Genomic DNA, 16,585 nt, shown 5'->3' on the forward strand with positions numbered 1-16,585 from the left:
TCAGGCCGCGCTCTCGAGGTTTGTGATCAAGTCGTTGGCGAGCGTGAAGCGGTACTGACGTCGACGACGCCACCAGGGAACTCGAGGAACTCCCACAGGCTCACAATCGGGAACGCTCGTCGGATGCCGGCCCGGAGGTTAGGTTGAGGATGATGGCCGGAGGACGGAGCGTTGAATCATGCCTGACGCGCGAGACGGAACGCCGAACGACGGCGGCGACGGACCGGTCACGGACGCGCCGTGGTCGCAGCTGGACTATCACCACCCTGCGGCGGGGTGGGGCGCGGCGAAGTCGGTGGCGCAGGTTCTCCGACGGCAACACGCCGTGGTGGCAGGTACGCGCGCCATGCTCAGGATGAACCACGAGAACGGCGGGTTCGACTGTCCCGGGTGCGCTTGGCCGGATGCGATCGACGGGCTGAAGCTGGACCTGTGCGAGAACGGCGTCAAGCACGTCGTCTGGGAGATGACGCCGAAACGCGCCGACCCTGAGTTCTTCGCTCAGCACACCGTCACCGAACTGGAGACCTGGACCGACTTCGCACTCGAGGACGTCGGTCGGCTCACCGAACCGATGGCGTACGACGCCGCGACCGACCACTACGTCCCGATCAGCTGGTCAGGCGCCTTCGACCTGATCGGCACCCGGCTCCGCGCCCTCGGCTCCCCCGACCAGGCCTCGTTCTACACCTCGGGCCGGTTGAGCAACGAGGCAACGTTCCTCTATCAACTGTTCGCGCGGGAGTACGGGACGAACAACCTGCCGGACTGCTCGAACATGTGCCACGAAGCCTCCGGCCGCGCTCTGCAGGCCGCCCTCGGAACGGGCAAGGGTACGGCGGATCTGCGCGACTGGGAGACCGCCGAAGCGATCTTCGTTCTCGGCGTGAACGCGGCATCGAACGCGCCCCGGATGCTGACCGCGCTGTCCGACGCGTACCGGCGTGGCGCGCAGGTCGTGCACATCAACCCGCTCGTCGAGGCGGCGGCAACGCGCACGATCGTGCCGCACGAGGTCGTCGACATGGCGTTGTTCAAGGCCACGCCGACCAGCACATTCAATCTTCAGGTCCGGGTCGGCGGCGACCTGGCTCTGCTGCGCGGCATCGCGAAGGCAGTCCTCGAGGAAGCGCGGACCGACCGGAAAGCGCTCGACGAGGTCTTCCTGGAGCGCTACACCGACGGCTTCGCGGCGTACCAGAAGCTCTGCGAGGAGACCGAGTGGGCCGAACTCGAGCGGCAGTCCGGCCTGTCCGAGGCCGACATCCGTCGAGCCGCCACGATCTACTCGCAGTCGCGGTGCACGCTGATCAGCTGGTGTCTCGGTCTCACCCAGCACGAGCACGGCGTCGACACCGTCCGGGAGATCGTCAACCTGCTGTTGCTGCGCGGGAACCTCGGCCGCGAGGGCGCCGGACCGTCGCCTGTCCGCGGCCACAGCAACGTCCAGGGCAACCGCACGTGTGGCATCGACCATCGGCCCAGCCAGGAGTTCCTCGACCGGTTGGGCGCCGCCTGCGGTATCGACCCGCCGCGCGACCACGGCCTCGACACGGTTCGCACGATCGCCGCGATGCGCGACGGATCCGTCAAAGCGTTCGTCGGCATGGGCGGGAACTTCGCACTCGCCGCTCCTGACACCGCTGCGACCGCCGAAGGACTGCGGCGCTGCGAACTCACCGTCCACGTCAGCACCAAGCTCAATCGCAGTCACCTCGTGCACGGCCGCCAGGCGCTGATCCTGCCCTGCCTCGGCCGGACCGAGCTCGACGTACAAGCGGGCGGCCCGCAGTCGGTGTCGGTCGAGGACTCGATGAGCATGGTCCACCTGTCCATCGGCCGTAAACGTCCCGCGTCGCCGCACCTGCTGTCCGAGCCGGCGATCATCGCCGGCATCGCGCAGGCGACGCTTCCCGCGACGCAGACACCGTGGAACAGCTACGTCGAGGACTACGACCGGATCCGCGACATCATGGCCAAGGCTCTGGACGGTTTCGAGGACTTCAACCGCCGCGTCCGCCATCCGCTCGGCTTCCGGTTGCGTCAGCCCGCCCGCGAACTCGTCTTCCTCACCCCGTCCCGCCGCGCCGAATTCTCCACCGCGGACCTGCCCGACGTGGTGCCCGCCGACGACGACGTACTGATCCTGCAAACCATGCGGTCCCACGACCAGTGGAACACCACCATCTATTCCGACAACGACCGCTACCGCGGTGTGCGGAACCTTCGCACACTGATCCTGATGAACCCCGGCGACATGGCCGCCCGCGGCATCCAGCAGGGAGACCTCGTCGACATCACCGCCACCGCACGCGATGGATCCGTCCGGGTGCTTCGTGCGTACCGCGCTTTGGGCTATGCGATGCCCAGCGGCAACGCCGCCGGCTACATGCCCGAGATGAACGTGCTCGTCGCCGCCGACGACTACAGCACCCAGAGCGACCAACCTCTGATGAAGAACATCAAGGTCCGCGTCACGCCGTCTACTCAGTGACCCAACAGGAAGACCGGAGTGCGTCACCAAGCGACCGCGGAAACCACGCTCGCCGCCGGGATGATGGAGTAGTGAGTACTTCGTCGCGCGGTTGGCCTGTTGTGCTTCTGCATGGGTGGCCGGTTACCGAGATGCACTGGCGAGGTCTGCTGCCGGTCCTGCGTCGCGGCGGGTTCGCGCCGGTGCCGGTCGCGTTGCCAGGGCTGGGCAAGCGACCGGGGAGCACACCAAGTTTCAGGAAGAGCGATCTTGCCGACGTCCTCGGCAGCGAGCTCAGCCAACGTGGGCTCGGACGATTCTCACTGGTCGGCCATGACTGGGGAGGCACGGTCGCGCTTCTCCTGGCCGCCGCTATGCCCGACGCGGTGAACGCGATCGTGATCGAAGAGGAGATCCTGCCAGGGATCGACATCGACATCCCCGCACCGGGCGCCGAGCACTACCCGTCCTGGCACGGGCCGTTCAACCGTGCACCCGGCCTTGCCGAACAACTCGTCCCAGGACGCGAAGACGCGTACTACGGAACCTTCCTCCGGCAAAGCGCCGGTCCCGCCGGGCTCGACCCGGACGCAGTGCGCGCCTACATCGACGCGTACACGACGTACGACGTACTGGAAGCTGGGCTCGGCTACTACCGAACCAGGGCCGACGACAGGTCGGACGTTCAACGACTCCAACAGAACCCGATCCACACGCCCGTCCTCGCGATCGGAGGACACTACGCGATGGGCTCCGCTGTCGCGGACGGCCTCCGCACCCTCGCAAAAGACGTCACCGGCCTCGTCCTGGACCGATCCGGCCACTACCCCACCGAACAAGAACCCGAATCCACAGCCCAAGCCATCACCAACTTCCTCCAGCAACACCGCGACCAGCCACCCCACTGAACGCGCCCCAGCGGGCAGCCGGTGGGATCGCTCGAGGTCTCGCCAGCGCGGTCCTCAGGTGCGATGCTCGGTTGAGGGCGTGTCGGAGGGGATGGGGTGCGCGCCGGCGTGGCCTGAGGGTGGGACTTGCACCCCGCAGGGGGAATCGGCATGACTGATACGACGGATGCCGCTGCGCGGCCGCGTGCTGAGGAATTCGCGCCCATGAGCCCGGTCCGGCCCGGGCCGGATGCGGGTCCTACTGTTCCGCAGGTAGGGGTTGGGTTGTGTTTGTCGGGCGGAGGCTTTCGGGCGATGCTGTTCCATGTCGGTGTCCTCGCGCGGCTGAACCTCGCCGGACGGTTGCGGACACTGAATCGGATCTCCAGCGTTTCCGGTGGGTCCATCACCGCTGGGATGCTCGGGCTTCGGTGGAATGAGCTGAAGTTCGCCGGTGACGTCGCCACCAACTTCGACGAGTTGGTCACGGAACCGCTCCGCGCGTTCGCCCACCTGAAGGTCGATCTGCCGGCCATGGCGACCGGTGCACTGCTGCCCTTCGTCACGATCTCCGACCGGGTGGTCGCCAAGCTCAACAAGCATCTGTACAAGAACGCGACGCTCCAGGACCTGCCGGGTACGCCGGAGTTCGTCATCAACGCCACGAACCTGGAGTCCGGTGTCCTGATGCGGTTCAGCAAGGCGTACGTCGCCGACTACACGGTGGGGCGCGTACTTCATCCCGACGTACCGCTGGCTGACGCTGTCGCCGCATCATCGGCATTTCCGCCGTTACTCTCGCCGTTCGAGCTGGACCTGTCGGATGCGAACTGGACGACTGAGAACGGCAACGTCTACACGGGTCGTGGTTATCGGTCCGACATCCTGCTCAGCGACGGTGGCGTGTACGACAACCTCGGGATCGAGACGGTCTGGAAGCGGTACGAGACTGTCTTCATCAGCGATGCGGGCGGACACCTCGGCGCGGACCCGGAGCCCGGACGGGACTGGGCGCGCGGCACCCTGCGCGTGCTGCACATCCTGGACTCGCAGGTCAGATCGCTCCGACGGAGTGCGGTCGTCAGCGCGTTCAAGAACCCGAACGACCCGCACAAAGGCTTCTTCATCAGCACGATCACCGATCTGAGTGGCTGGCCGAAGCCGGCGAAAAGGCCTTATATGACGGTCGATCCCGCGGTCACCCACGGTCTGGCCACGATCAGCACCCGGCTGACCGGCATGCCCGACGACCAGCAGGAGCGGCTGATCAACTGGGGGTTCGCCGCCGCCGACGCCGGCCTGCTCGCGTTCATCGACAAGGACCTTCCAGCGGTCCCACTGCCGTATCCGAACCGTCCCTTGGGCTGACATGCCCGAGCGCAACCTGCTGCTGCAGGACACGGTGTCGATGACGGTGTTCGCTCAGGATCCGATCGTCATGGACGCCTCGAAGGGCCCGATCTTCGCCGAGATCGCCGTACCGGCGGAGCGCCTGCAGCGTGGGCCGCGCGGGCACCGCTTCCACGTGGTCGACATCGCAGTCGGCACGAACGCCGCGGCGGAGCCGGTCACTCTCACGGACGGTGATCCGTGGGTGTACCACGACCGCTGGGCCGACGGTCTCCGCCCGAAGGATCCGGCCGAGCTGGTCGACAACGCAGGGTTCCGGGCACAGAACGTCTTCGCGGTCGCCTCGCACACGCTCGCGCTGTTCGAGCAGCACCTCGGCCGACCGATCCCGTGGTACTCCCGCTTCCCGCAGCTGTACCTGATCCCGAAGGCACGGGTCGAGGCCAACGCGTTCTACTCCCGCGAGCACAACGCCGTCCTGTTCGGTTGGCTACCCGCGGCAGCGGGTCTGCCGAGTCTGTACACGGCACTCTCGTACGACGTCATCGCGCACGAAGTCACGCACGCGATCCTGGACGGGCTCCGGCCCCGCTACACCGAACCCGGGCTCCCGGACCAGCTCGCGTTCCACGAGGCACTCGCCGACCTCGTCGCCTTGCTGTCGGTCTTCAGCATGCCGCACGTCGCGGAACGCCTGCTGGACGACGGCTCCGGCCGGATCCGGTTCGAGACCGACATCGAGGCCATGGCGAACCCCGACCAGAAGGAAGGGCAGCGGCAGTTCACCGAGGGACGCGCAACCAAGCTGAAGTCGTTGCCGCTCGCAAGTTTGGCAGAACAGATCGGCGGTCGGCGGGTGCCAGGGCCGGGCGGAAGCACCGTCGGCGGGCGGTACCCGGCGCTGCGTCGATCGGTCGACCTACCGGCGACACCTGCCTGGCGGAAGGATCCGGCGTACGACGAACCTCACCGGCGCGCCGAGGTCCTGGTGGCTGCTGTCATGCAGACCATGGTGTCGATCTGGGTCGGCCGGATCGACCAGCTGCGGATCGGCGACGACAACATGTTGGACGTGCTCCGCGTGGCGGAGGAAGGGGTGAAGTCCGCCCAACATCTGCTAGCCATGCTACTGCGCGCGTTGGACTACCTCCCGCCGGTAGAGCTCGAGTTCGAGGACGTTCTCGACTCGGTGCTGACCGCGGACAGGCGGCTCGCGTCCGAGGACGAGCACGGGTACCGCGACGCGCTGATCGCGGCGTTCAAGAGCTTCGGTATCGAGGCGCCGGAGCACAATCTGGTCGACCAGGACGGTGTCGTCGCCCCCAGGCCGGACGCCGCCGGCTCGAACGGAAACGCAGCGGTCGGCCGGCAGCGGGCGCCGTACCCGGCCGATCCGGACACCAAAGCCAAGGTGGGGATCCGGTACGAGCACCTCAATCTCGGCGCGCTCCGCACGTCGCCCGAGGAGGTCTACGAGTTCATCTGGAACAACGCCGGCGCGCTGGGCATCGACGTACGGCTGACCACCCGCGTCGAACGGGTCCTGGCGAGCACCCGGGTGGGCCCCGACGGCCTGATCCTGAACGAGATCATCGCCGATTACGTCCAGATGCTGCAGGCGATGCCCGGCAACCTGCCGGACGGCATCGAGGTGCCCGATGGGATGCCGACCGACAAGCCGGTCGAGCTGCTCGGCGGCGGCGTTCTTGTGTTCGACCAGTTCGGGCGATTCCGGTTGCACCAGCGCAAGGCCATCCTCGACGTCGACCGGCAGAACCACAGACTGAGGTATCTCTTCGACCACAACCTGCGGGATCGGAGCGGAGGTCTCGGTACGTCGGACGGACGCGGAGACAAGCTTCGGTTCGCGCTGTTGCATCAGGACACCGACCTGGACGAGCTGTGAACGCGCGACCGAGCCGCGTCCGGCTGCGCGCGTACAAGGTGGGCTTCGGAGACTGCCTGCTGCTGAGCGTGACGTACGGCTCGAAGCTGCCGGACGGGCGCACGGAACGGCACATCCTGTTCGATTGCGGGAGTGTCTCCAAAGCGGACGACGGACCCAGCCTCGGGGACGTCGCGGCGCAGATCGAGAAGCACTGTGACGGCCAACTGGATGCTGTCGTCGCGACGCACCGGCATCGCGACCACATCAGGGGCTTCGGTGATCGGAACGCGCGGGAGGCCTTCGACAGGCTCGAGCCCCGGATCGTGATCCGGCCGTGGACCGACGTACCGGAGCCGGAGCGGTCCGACCCGCAGCACGCGCTCGACGACAATCACCGGCACTTCCTCGGCGTCCTCGATCAGCTCCCCCAGCAGTCCGAGGCGCTCAGTGGGCTCGCCTTCGACAACGCGGGCCTCGCCAAGCGGGCCGCCCGGATCGCGGAGCTCGGGTTCAAGAACCCTGACGCGATCGCGCTGCTCGAGGACTGGGCGAAGCGCGGTCAGGCCCACTACGTCACCGCCGGCCAGGTTCTGGATGTCGAGGAACAGCTGCCTGGGATCAGCATCCGCGTGCTCGGGCCGCCCAGTCTGACCGACGTACCCGAACTGAGCCGATACGCCAAGGAATCCGAGGAATACTGGCTCGGCCTGGCCGGCACGGGTGAGTTGAGCCCGCTGGTGAAGCAGGGCGATGCGCAGTCGCTGGTCCGCGCCCGGCGCGTGCTCGCACCGCCTGGCGGCGTGGGCGCGGCCGAATGGCTGGTCCGAAACCTCGACGAGCGCCGGATCTCGCAGGGCTTCGAGATCGTCGAGGCGCTGGACGACGTACTCAACAACACCAGCGTCATCCTGCTTCTCACCATCGGTACCAAGCGGCTGCTGATGCCCGGTGACGCGCAGGTCGAGAACTGGTCGTTCACCCTGGATCAAGTTGACGGAAGCAACCATCGCGCTCTCGACGCCGGGCTCGCGGACGCGTTGACGAAGGTCGATCTCTACAAGGTGGGCCATCACGGAAGCCGGAACGCGACGCCCAAGCGGCTCTTCCGGCGCTGGGAGCAGAGCGGCCGCGAGATCGTCTCGGTGCTCTCCACCAAGGATCACGTGTTCGACAAGAGCGTCGACGGCGCAGTACCGAAGCCCGAACTCATCACGAATCTCGGCAAGCTGGGTCCTGTCCACAGCACACAGAGCCTCGGCGCGAGAGTCTGGTGGATGGATCTCGAGGCATCCGTCCGGACCAAGGCCAAATTCACCTTCACCCCCGGCCCCCCGATGGCGAACCCCTAGACCTTCTCGAGTTGGATGCCGACGGTCAGAACTCGTGCTCGTCGCCCAACTGGCCGACCAGTTGGACGGCCAGAGGTGCACCGTCGCGTACACGACCGGTAGTACGGGAGCCGGGATGCCGGCGAGGTTCTTGGCTGTACGAGAAAGAGCGGGCCGCGGACGGGAAGGTGGGTAGGTAGCGGAGGCCGTTGATTGCTCGGCTGTTCCGCGATCGTGGCGACGACTGGTGACAGCATCACGCGTACCCGGAGAGCCAGTCCCGCTGCCAGGCTGCGGCGACCTCAGGCTTTGGTCTGCCGAAACGCTGCAGCCGGCGGCTCCTTGCAGACCATCGTGCGGGTCGGTAGTAGACACAGCAAGACGTCAAAGGCGCGGAATGCGGACGCGCGAGCAGCCAAAGGTCCACTTCTGCTCCCGTGCCCGTGGACGGCGTCGCCTTTCATCCAAAACAGGACGGACACCGGGGTCAACGAGCTAAACGATGCCCCACCAATCTGAGTGTAGAACAGCGTGTCCGACCCGTCCGCAGCGATTCTTCCACCTAACCGCAACGCGATTGTCCAGGCCCTTCCGAGGAAAGCCGAAATGGCACAAACTGATTACTTATGGCGCGCCGTCACGGCGCGCGAAGCTGTCCGGCGCCGACAAACCAGGGACCCGATGGGCACACGACGAACACTCCTCATCCGGATCTGGATCGTGGGCGCACTCCTCGCTCTCACCCTCCTCGCACTCGGCTTTGCGATCGTCATGGCTAACGACGAGAGCATCAAGTTCAACACTCTCACCTACGAGCTCGGAACCAGGCTGGCCGATGCGGGCCTGGCCACAGGGTTCGCCGCAGTGATCGGGCTGCTCGTCTGGCTCTTCCAGCAGGAACAAGCGGACGCCCGCCAGCGCGTCGACGCTGCCAGCCAGCAGCTGGCGGCCAAGAACCAGTGGCTGCGCGACTTCGCGATCCAGGTGACCGACACGTACGGCGACGTCAAGCAAGCCCGGCGACGGCTGCAGTGGGACGTCGACAGGGCCGCCGGCACGATCACGACCAAGGTGTACGACGAGCAGATGACAGCGATCAGCATCGCGCAGTCGCGTTTCGAGGCCTTGCGCGCCATGGCGGACACCAACCTGGTCAGCACCGAGCGCCGACCAAGCATCGTCGACCCGCTTCGGGAGATCGACGTAGCCCTGTCAGGCCTGATCAGCGAACGCAAGAGCGGCCGGCTCCATATCTCACAGCCCGAGGTGCCCTTGTCGAGCTGGGCGAAGCTGCAGGCGTTTGTGGCCGAATCCGATGATCATGACCAGTTCACCGGGCTGCTGGGGTTCAGCAACGTCAGAGGTCCCTACAAGGGTCTGTACGACGCGATCGTCGCCGAGCTCCGAGACGAGCCGACCCCTCGACCAGCCACTGCCACCGCTAAGTGAGCGTTCAGGCCACGGGCAGCATCGAGGCCGTGGTGGGACGTGATGGTCGTCGGCGGGGCAAGATTGAAATGTCGCAGCCCTTTGCCGCTTGTGATCGAACGCCCGACATCCAGCTATGTGTTGAGTTCTTCCATGTCTTCGACCGCCCTTGCAGACTACGATCAGTTCGCAGTCGGGTTCCGGGGTTCGAGCCCCTGGCGGGCACACGAAGCCCAGGTCACCAAGGTGTCCTGGGCTTATGCATGTCTACAGGTCACCTTTACTCACCTATTTACTTCATCGACGACCGATGACGGTCCGATCTCGGACGCTTCGCATTTTTTGCGGTCTGTTCGGTTCCGCGCGGTCCGCTCGCGTTGAACAGCGAACGATCGCACCGGTTGGAGGCGTGACATGTCGAGACCGACAAGCCCTTCTCAGGAAGCTCCAGGCTCGCGCAAAGACCAACCAGTCCGTCGAGGCCCCAGTGGTAGTCCGGGGAGGGACGCAGTGCGTCGGCGGAATCTTGATCCGCAGTTCGACGATTTCCGCGAGGCGGCGCGTTTCAGGGTGATGGATGCTTGGGCACTGCGGTCAGGGTCGAGTTCGCCGCTGGCCATATGGCCGCTGCTCGAACGCGCAGCGTCGAAAGCCAAAGGGGTGGAGTAGTCGCTCGATGTTCCGAGCGCGAGCAGGTTCAGCGCGCCGGTTGCGCGGACCATCAGCGCGAGGAGTGCGGGGCTGTTCGAGGTTGCGTAGCCGGTCCAGGCGGTCGGATTTGTCTGCGTCGCCGTCGACGCCGTACCGGTCCAGTTCGTCGGTCAAGGTGGTCGGCCGCTCGTCCATCTCGCCGTACTTCAGCCCTGCTAGGCGTCGGTCCCTGCCTGCTCTCGCAGCAGCTCTGCTAACCGAAGCACCAGGTCGGCGGCTGCGGTTGAGCTGATGCAGGCATCACGGGCGGGTGATGGACTTGCCGGCGAACGTCACTCGGACGATGCGTGGTTCCTCGAACAGCTTGGCCGCCATGGCGTTCCGGTTCGCCTCGCCGGGGTCGCGAGCGTATTCGACCACGATCGTGCTGCCGGGCGGCAGGTTCGGCAGATCCGCGCGGGCGTCGCGCAGGTGCTGCGCCGCCGCGGCCTTGGCGGCCGAGTTGACCCCGGCCGCGTTCACGTCGCCGCCCTCCAGGTTGTAGTCCTTGCGCTCGATCCAGGTCCGGGGCGTGTTCTCGACGGAGCCGTCGGCGACCTCTTCCGCGCGTACTCGCGGGATCGCCTCGTCCGGGATCGTGTAGTCGGACTTCCGGGTGCCGTCGGGCAGCCGGGTGCTGCGGACGAGCTTGCCCTTCAGCCAGACCGTCCGGACACTCGGTTGGCCGGCCCCGATCGCCAGCGCCTCGAACAGTTGTCCGCGTTTGGACGAGCGCCACCCGGAATCCACCCGGGCCAGATCCGCGATGGTGTCGAAGTCTTCCAGCATCTGCTGACGCTCGTCCGGCTTCAGATTGGCGTATTCGCCGGCTCTGGCGCGTTCGACGGTCTGGAAGAGCGACGCCCGCAACTGCAGCTCCTCCGCCGTGAGCGAACCACCTTCCGGTGGATGCCGGTCGGCGTACTCACGGGCCTGCCGGCGGTACTCGCGCCAGGACGGATCATTGAGGTCCGGTTCGATCTTGGCGGTGAGGGCGACCCGCTTGCCCACCAAACGATCCAGGGCCTTGAACGTCGCGTTGCCGGGCAGATTGCGGATGTCCTTCAGCAGCTTGTCCGTCCCGGCGGTGCCCGAGGTTTCCGCGGCCTTGTCCAGGCCGGCCAGGACCCGGTCGACGTCCGCGCGGGCCCGCGACATCCGGACCGACTGTGACGTACCACGTTGGAGCGGGAGGATGTCGAACAGGACCTTGCCGCCGTATGTCTCGACCAGTCGGCAGGCGGCGGCGTTGCGACCCAGCGCCTGGTAGAACTGCACCGGCTGCCCGCCCATCATCGGGTCGGCCATGGCACGCAGGAAGCTGCCCATGTTCTCCGGCGGTACGGACGCGATCACGCGGGCCAGCGCGGTCGGGCGCAAGGTGGTGAAAGTGCCGGCCAGGCGGCGCAGCCCGGCCTCGGCGCGGCCGTCCTGCATCGCGATCTCGATCGCCCGCGCGTGCGCCAGCCTCGCGCCGGCGACTTCTTCGGCCTCGGCCCGGGCGACCTCGGCCGCGGTCGGATCGCCTTCCTTCGGCGGCTCTGCCTTGGCCGGATCCGTCCTCGCGGGCTCGGCGGGCTTGCCTGCTTCGGCACGGCTGCGGGCCTTCTCCAACCGGCCCGCGATCTCCTGCAGCCACTTCACCCGCGCCGGCACCTTGGCCTGGGCCGTGGCTTCGGCGCCGGCGGTCGCCGTCGTCGAGGCGGGCGGTGCGTCCGACACCCGCTCGACGAAGGTCACGCGGCCCTTGCCGGGCAGCTCGACCTCGATCACCGCCTTGCCACTGCCGGCGGTCTGTTCGCTCGCGACGACGTACCCACCGCGTTCGAGGTAGCCGGTGACTTCGGACGCCTTCCCGGAGGCGAAACTCCAGCTCGTCCCTTCGCCCGTGGGCTGCAGTCCGGCCGCGCTGTCGAGCCCCGGCAGCAGGTCGACCACGGTGGTCTCCTTCGTCAGTGTGACCACACCACTGACCTCACGGGCGAGCTTCTGCAGGTCGACCGCCGGATCGTTCTTGACGTCCTCGACCAGCACTTTCAGGTCCTGGTCGAGCCGCATCGCGTCGGCTTTCAGGTCGCCGGTCTGCTCGGCCGTCGCGTCCGGCGTGTGCGTCATCCGGTCGCGGACGTTCACCTCCAACGTCGTACGCCGTTCTGCCAACTCCAGCGCCCGCGCCCGGTAGCGCAAGCTGAACTTGCTGAACGCCGACGTCAGATCACTCTCCAGCGCGGTCATCATCGGCTTCATCGGGCCCATCGTGGCCGCCATCGCACTCATCATCACGACGTTCTGCATCGACATCGTGCCGAACTCGGCCAGCGTCATCGTGCGGCCTTCTTCGACCGCGAACTTGACGAACCCGAACGCCTCCAGGGCAACGAACGACGTCGCCTGCTCGACCACGAACTTGCCCACCGAGCTCTGGATCGCGAGCGCCTCGATCAGTCCCTTCGACAGCTGCGAGGCGCCGTGCATGATCCCGAACATGCCCAGGTTCCAGAGGAACTCGCCCCAGAACGAGCCCTTCGGTTGCATCCCCGGTACGAGTGAACTGAGCTCCCGCGAGATCGCCGTGAAGACCAGCGCCTCGGCGCCGAGCTTGATCACGAACGTCGCCTTCAGCACGACGCCCGCCGCCACACTCGTCTCGACCGCGGCCGCGCTGCCGGCGATCGCCGTCGCGGCCGCCGCACCCGCCGCGCTGATCGCGAGCCCGACGCCGGCCGTCACGATCGCGGCGATCAGCGTGATCGCCAGGCCGATGATCAGGTGCGACCACATCACCAGCGACGGCAGTTTCTGGTAGAAGTCCTTGACCGCCTCGTCGGCCTTGTGGTCGCGCAGCAGCAGCTCGAGGAACGGCAGGTCCCTGTCCAGCGCGGCGCGCTTCATCTGACCGAGCCGCGCCGCGATCCGGTTCACGCCCTCGTACCCGAACTGCGACGTGTTGCCCTTCAGGTACTCGAAGGCGTGCACCGCGCTGTCCCACTCGCCCAGCGCCTCGATGCTTGCCGCGAGCAACTGTGCGTCCTGGTCGAAGGCGTTCTCCAGGCCGCGTAGGTGCGGATCGCCGGTCAACCGGGCCTGCTCGATCACCCTGGCCTGCGCGGTGAGCGAATCCAGGTCGCCCTGCAACGCCGTCGCCCAGTCGTTGATCTCCCCGACCGACCCCTGGATCTCCGGGTATTTCGACCAGCGGCTCGTGTAGTAGTTCAGCTTCAGCCGGGTGAGTGTCCGCGGAAGTTCGGCGTTGTGTTCGTCCGCCCGCTTCAGCGTCGGCAATGCCTCGGCGGTGAGAATCTTCTCGGCCGCGTCCCGGTAGTCCCGGCGTACCTCGTCGATCTCGCCGAGGGCTCCGGCCAGGTCGTATCCCTCCAGCTGGGAGTTCGCTCGTTCCTGGTCGGCCCGGTTCGCCTGCAGCGCGGCCAGTGCCTCCAGAGCCCGCAGCTGTACGACGTCGGCGGCGGCGATCCGGCGCGACAGCAGGACCGGGTCGCGTGGCACCGTCTGGTCGGCCGTCGGTTCCTTCATTCCGGGCATCACCAGGATGAGCGGTTCGGCCGGCGGCGGGCCGCCCGGTCGCTGCAGACCAAGCCGGGCGAGGACGACGTTCCCGTTCGCGAACACCGACGACATCAGCACGCCGCCGCCGGGACCAGCGGACCGCAGGCCTCTGTCGAGGTCGGGGATGGTCGCCTCGATCCGGAGCTGCCGAGCCTGCAGGATGTCCAGCCGTGCGACCAGTTGCTCGTACTCCAGGATCGGCGCGGTGGCCTCCACGTCCGCCGCCTGTTGCGACGGCAGCGTCAACCGGCCCGCGGGTACGCCGCGCAAGTCCAGGCTCTTGTCCCCGAGCGGAACCAGTACATCGGGTCCGATCGTGGTCAGGTTGGCGAACCCGCGCGGCAGCAACTCCCCACGGGCCTCGTAGTCCTCCCGCGTCGGCAGATTCTTGATCTCGGCGTACGTCGGCCCTGAGCAGCGCTGGAGTTGGAGCCCCTGGCCTCCGCTGATCTCGGGCGTCGCCAACTGCGCCGCGGCGGCCGGTGCGAGCAGCCGCAGTGCGGCGACGTACCCGGCGTGATCTGCCTGGCGTTCCAGTGCGGCACTCGACATCGTTCCGGTCGACGAACCGCTCTGTTGTCGCGTGTGCGCAAGTTCGTGCGCGAGTACGGCCTCGCCGATCGGGGTGCCGGGCCGGTACAGCCCGCTGCTGAACGTGACGTCGTACCCCTTGGTGGTGGCCAGCGCTCCGCCGGTGAATCCGTGATGGATCATCACCTCGGACAGATCGCCACCGACGACCGGCTCCATCCGCTGCCGGACGTCGACCGGCAGCGGGCTCCCGGCCGACCTGGCGACCCGCTCGGGGGGACGCTCGCGCGGAGCGGCCTGCACCGAGCGTGCCGGCGAGCCGCCCTTCGGCGACCCGGCGGTCATCTGATCGCTACCACCTCACGGACCGGGCGGAGAATCTGGCGGGCCTCCTCCGGCAACCACTGCGACACCAGCGCGCAGATCCGTTCGGATGGTTCCAGACCGAGTTCGCGCATCATCAGCTCGGCGAACCGCCGGTACTGGTTCAGCGCGTCCGCGACATTGCCCTCGGCCAGGTGGGCGATCATCACGGTCCGGTGCGCGCTCTCCCGCAACGGGTCCATCGCGATCCCGCGCAGGCCGATCTGGATCGCCTCGGCCATCCGGCCCTGGTCGATCAACTCGCGGGCACATTGCTCGTACGTGTGCAGCCGCAGCTGCCGGACCCGTTCCCGCTCGGTCACCAGCCAGTCGTCGTACCAGTCCGGCAACAGGTCGTCGTGCAGTACGGCGCTCGCCTCGACGTCGTCGATCAACTCGAGACTGCGCGCCGCCGACGTCAGTTCCCGGAGCCCGTCCTGGGTGTCCACCCAGACCGACGACATCAACGTGACATGACTCTTCGACGGGCGGACGAGTTCGCTGTGAATCCGGCGTACCCGCCAGATCGACGACCTCAGATTCGCTTTCGCCCGTTCGCTCGATGCGTCCGGCCACAACTGGCCGGCGGCGAAGGTCCGTTCCACCGGTGTCCCCGTCAGCGCCAGGAAGGCGAGCAGCCGCTGACCGGCCGGCTGCACCTCCATCGCGACGCCGTCCACCTGCAACTCGAAGCCGTCCAGCAGTCTCAGCCGGACCGTCGGCCTCGCCGTGACCGGAGCCACGGCAACCCCCGGAGCTGTGGTGGTCATTCCCAATCCCCCCTCAACCAGGACCGAAATACCCCTCGGCATACGGAGTCACCGGCCGCGGTGTTTGATCCATCCGGCGCCGGTCCGGCCCGAACCTGGCCGGTTCGGCGATCGTCGCCAGTCCGAGCCGGGCACCGTCGAGGCGGAGGTGCACGGCCCATTCCCCAGGTTGTACGGCGCGACCGGCGAGCGCGTCGCCGACCGCCACGAGTTCAGCTTGCGTCCGATCGGGTGCCGACAGCGAGACGTGGACGTCGACCGGTTCGTCGTACGGCGGTCCGTCGGCCACCAGCAGACTGACCGCGACCCGTACGCCGTCCCGGGTTGTGTCGAGGACCGGCTGGTTCGAGAGGCCCGGCGTCCGCGCGAGCCGTTCGATCAACGACCAGGTCTCGTCCAATGCGTCGGCCCGGGTCAGCGGGCTCGGCCGTCGCATTCGTGTCAACACCAGACCGGCGACTGCAGTTGCGCCCAGTACGAACCCGCTGGCGGTCAGGGAGCGGCTGTCGATCCCAGGTAGCACGACGTAGGCCAACACCCCGGCGCCGATCGCCTGGATCACGCACATCCAGCGCCGTCCGCTGAGTCCGGCCACCATCGGTCGGTCGTCTCCGCGAAGTCCCTCCGTGCCGAAGCGCACAACGGCGTACGAGAGCAGGAACCAGATGGTGGCCGTCCCGGGTCGGCCACCCGCGACCGCGAGGGCGACCACTCCGATGAACAGAATTCCGGCTGCCTCGATCAGCTGCACCGGCAACAGTCGCACGCCGGCCAGCCGCGCAGGCAGTCCAGCGCCCGGCGGGTACGTCGTACCGAAGGCGGCCGGAACGCCGTAGCAGCAACCAACCGAGAAGCACCCGATCCGTCCTGCGGCCAGGAACACTGTCAGGCCACAGCAAAGTACGTCGAGACCGCGCAGCACGTCGGCGCCCGCGGCCCAGCAGAAACCCGCGACCGCGAGACCCGCGACCCACACGTGTTCGAGCAGTACGAGCGACTCCCGGCCGGTGATTGCCCGCCGGAGCAAAGCCCACCCGAAGAACGATGCAGCGGCGGCAGCGCTCAGTCCGAGAACCACCACCGGATGGACCCCGGCCCGCAGTCCCGCAAGGAGCGCGACCAGCAAAGCGCCGTAGTATCCCGCGATACCGATCGACCGGAACAGCGGCACCCGGCGGCCGCCCAGTCGCAGCAACGCCGGATCGGCACCGGCGAACTGCCGGCGCGCGCTGATCCAGGTCGTGCTGCGAGGACCCCCGGTCATCCTGCGACCATGCCGCGGCGGCGTCACGGGAGCGTCACCCCGAACAGGT

Annotated in this window: 9 protein-coding genes; 6 read left to right on the top strand and 3 right to left on the bottom strand. The window is 67.4% G+C overall.

From position 1 onward, the window contains the following. Positions 1 to 178: 178 nt before the first annotated feature. From EV653_RS11225 to EV653_RS11250, 6 genes are all read left to right on the top strand, one after another. Entirely contained in the window at positions 179 to 2,494 is a 2,316-nt protein-coding gene (locus EV653_RS11225) for an FdhF/YdeP family oxidoreductase (RefSeq protein ID WP_134101191.1), read from the top strand. A gap of 101 nt (positions 2,495 to 2,595) precedes the next feature. Then, the gene (locus EV653_RS11230; protein WP_255510701.1) at positions 2,596 to 3,381 is read left to right on the top strand and encodes an alpha/beta fold hydrolase; all 786 of its coding nucleotides are present in this window, start codon (positions 2,596 to 2,598) and stop codon (positions 3,379 to 3,381) included. A 204-nt stretch (positions 3,382 to 3,585) separates the two neighbouring features. Continuing rightward, on the top strand, positions 3,586 to 4,728 hold the full coding sequence (locus EV653_RS11235) for a patatin-like phospholipase family protein (RefSeq protein ID WP_134104127.1): 1,143 nt from the start codon (positions 3,586 to 3,588) through the stop codon (positions 4,726 to 4,728). A 1-nt stretch (position 4,729) separates the two neighbouring features. Further along, positions 4,730 to 6,616 carry a hypothetical protein gene (locus tag EV653_RS11240; RefSeq protein ID WP_134101197.1) on the top strand — a complete coding sequence of 629 codons (1,887 nt, stop codon included), beginning with the start codon at positions 4,730 to 4,732 and terminating at the stop codon, positions 6,614 to 6,616. After that, on the top strand, positions 6,613 to 7,947 hold the full coding sequence (locus EV653_RS11245; protein ID WP_134101200.1) for a hypothetical protein: 1,335 nt from the start codon (positions 6,613 to 6,615) through the stop codon (positions 7,945 to 7,947). Before EV653_RS11240 ends, EV653_RS11245 begins: the two co-directional genes overlap by 4 nt. Positions 7,948 to 8,457: 510 nt before the next feature. Next, positions 8,458 to 9,375 carry a hypothetical protein gene (locus EV653_RS11250; RefSeq protein WP_166679351.1) on the top strand — a complete coding sequence of 306 codons (918 nt, stop codon included), beginning with the start codon at positions 8,458 to 8,460 and terminating at the stop codon, positions 9,373 to 9,375. Positions 9,376 to 10,305: 930 nt separating this feature from the next. Here EV653_RS11250 and EV653_RS11255 read toward each other — a convergent pair. Genes EV653_RS11255 through EV653_RS11265 form a run of 3 tightly spaced genes read right to left on the bottom strand, consistent with a single transcriptional unit; the run spans position 10,306 to position 16,536 of the window. Further along, complete coding sequence (locus EV653_RS11255; RefSeq protein ID WP_134101206.1) at positions 10,306 to 14,484, bottom strand: eCIS core domain-containing protein; 4,179 nt, start codon at positions 14,482 to 14,484, stop codon at positions 10,306 to 10,308. After that, positions 14,481 to 15,272 (bottom strand): AfsR/SARP family transcriptional regulator, encoded by a 792-nt coding sequence (locus EV653_RS11260; protein WP_166679352.1) that lies wholly within the window; start codon positions 15,270 to 15,272, stop codon positions 14,481 to 14,483. The genes EV653_RS11255 and EV653_RS11260 overlap by 4 nt, the downstream gene beginning before the upstream one ends. Positions 15,273 to 15,285: 13 nt before the next feature. Further along, a complete protein-coding gene (locus EV653_RS11265; protein ID WP_134101211.1) occupies positions 15,286 to 16,536 on the bottom strand; it encodes a prolipoprotein diacylglyceryl transferase family protein in 1,251 nt (416 codons plus the stop codon). Positions 16,537 to 16,585 lie beyond the last annotated feature (49 nt).

The organism is Kribbella pratensis (genome assembly GCF_004365355.1).
Taxonomy (GTDB): Bacteria; Actinomycetota; Actinomycetes; order Propionibacteriales; family Kribbellaceae; genus Kribbella.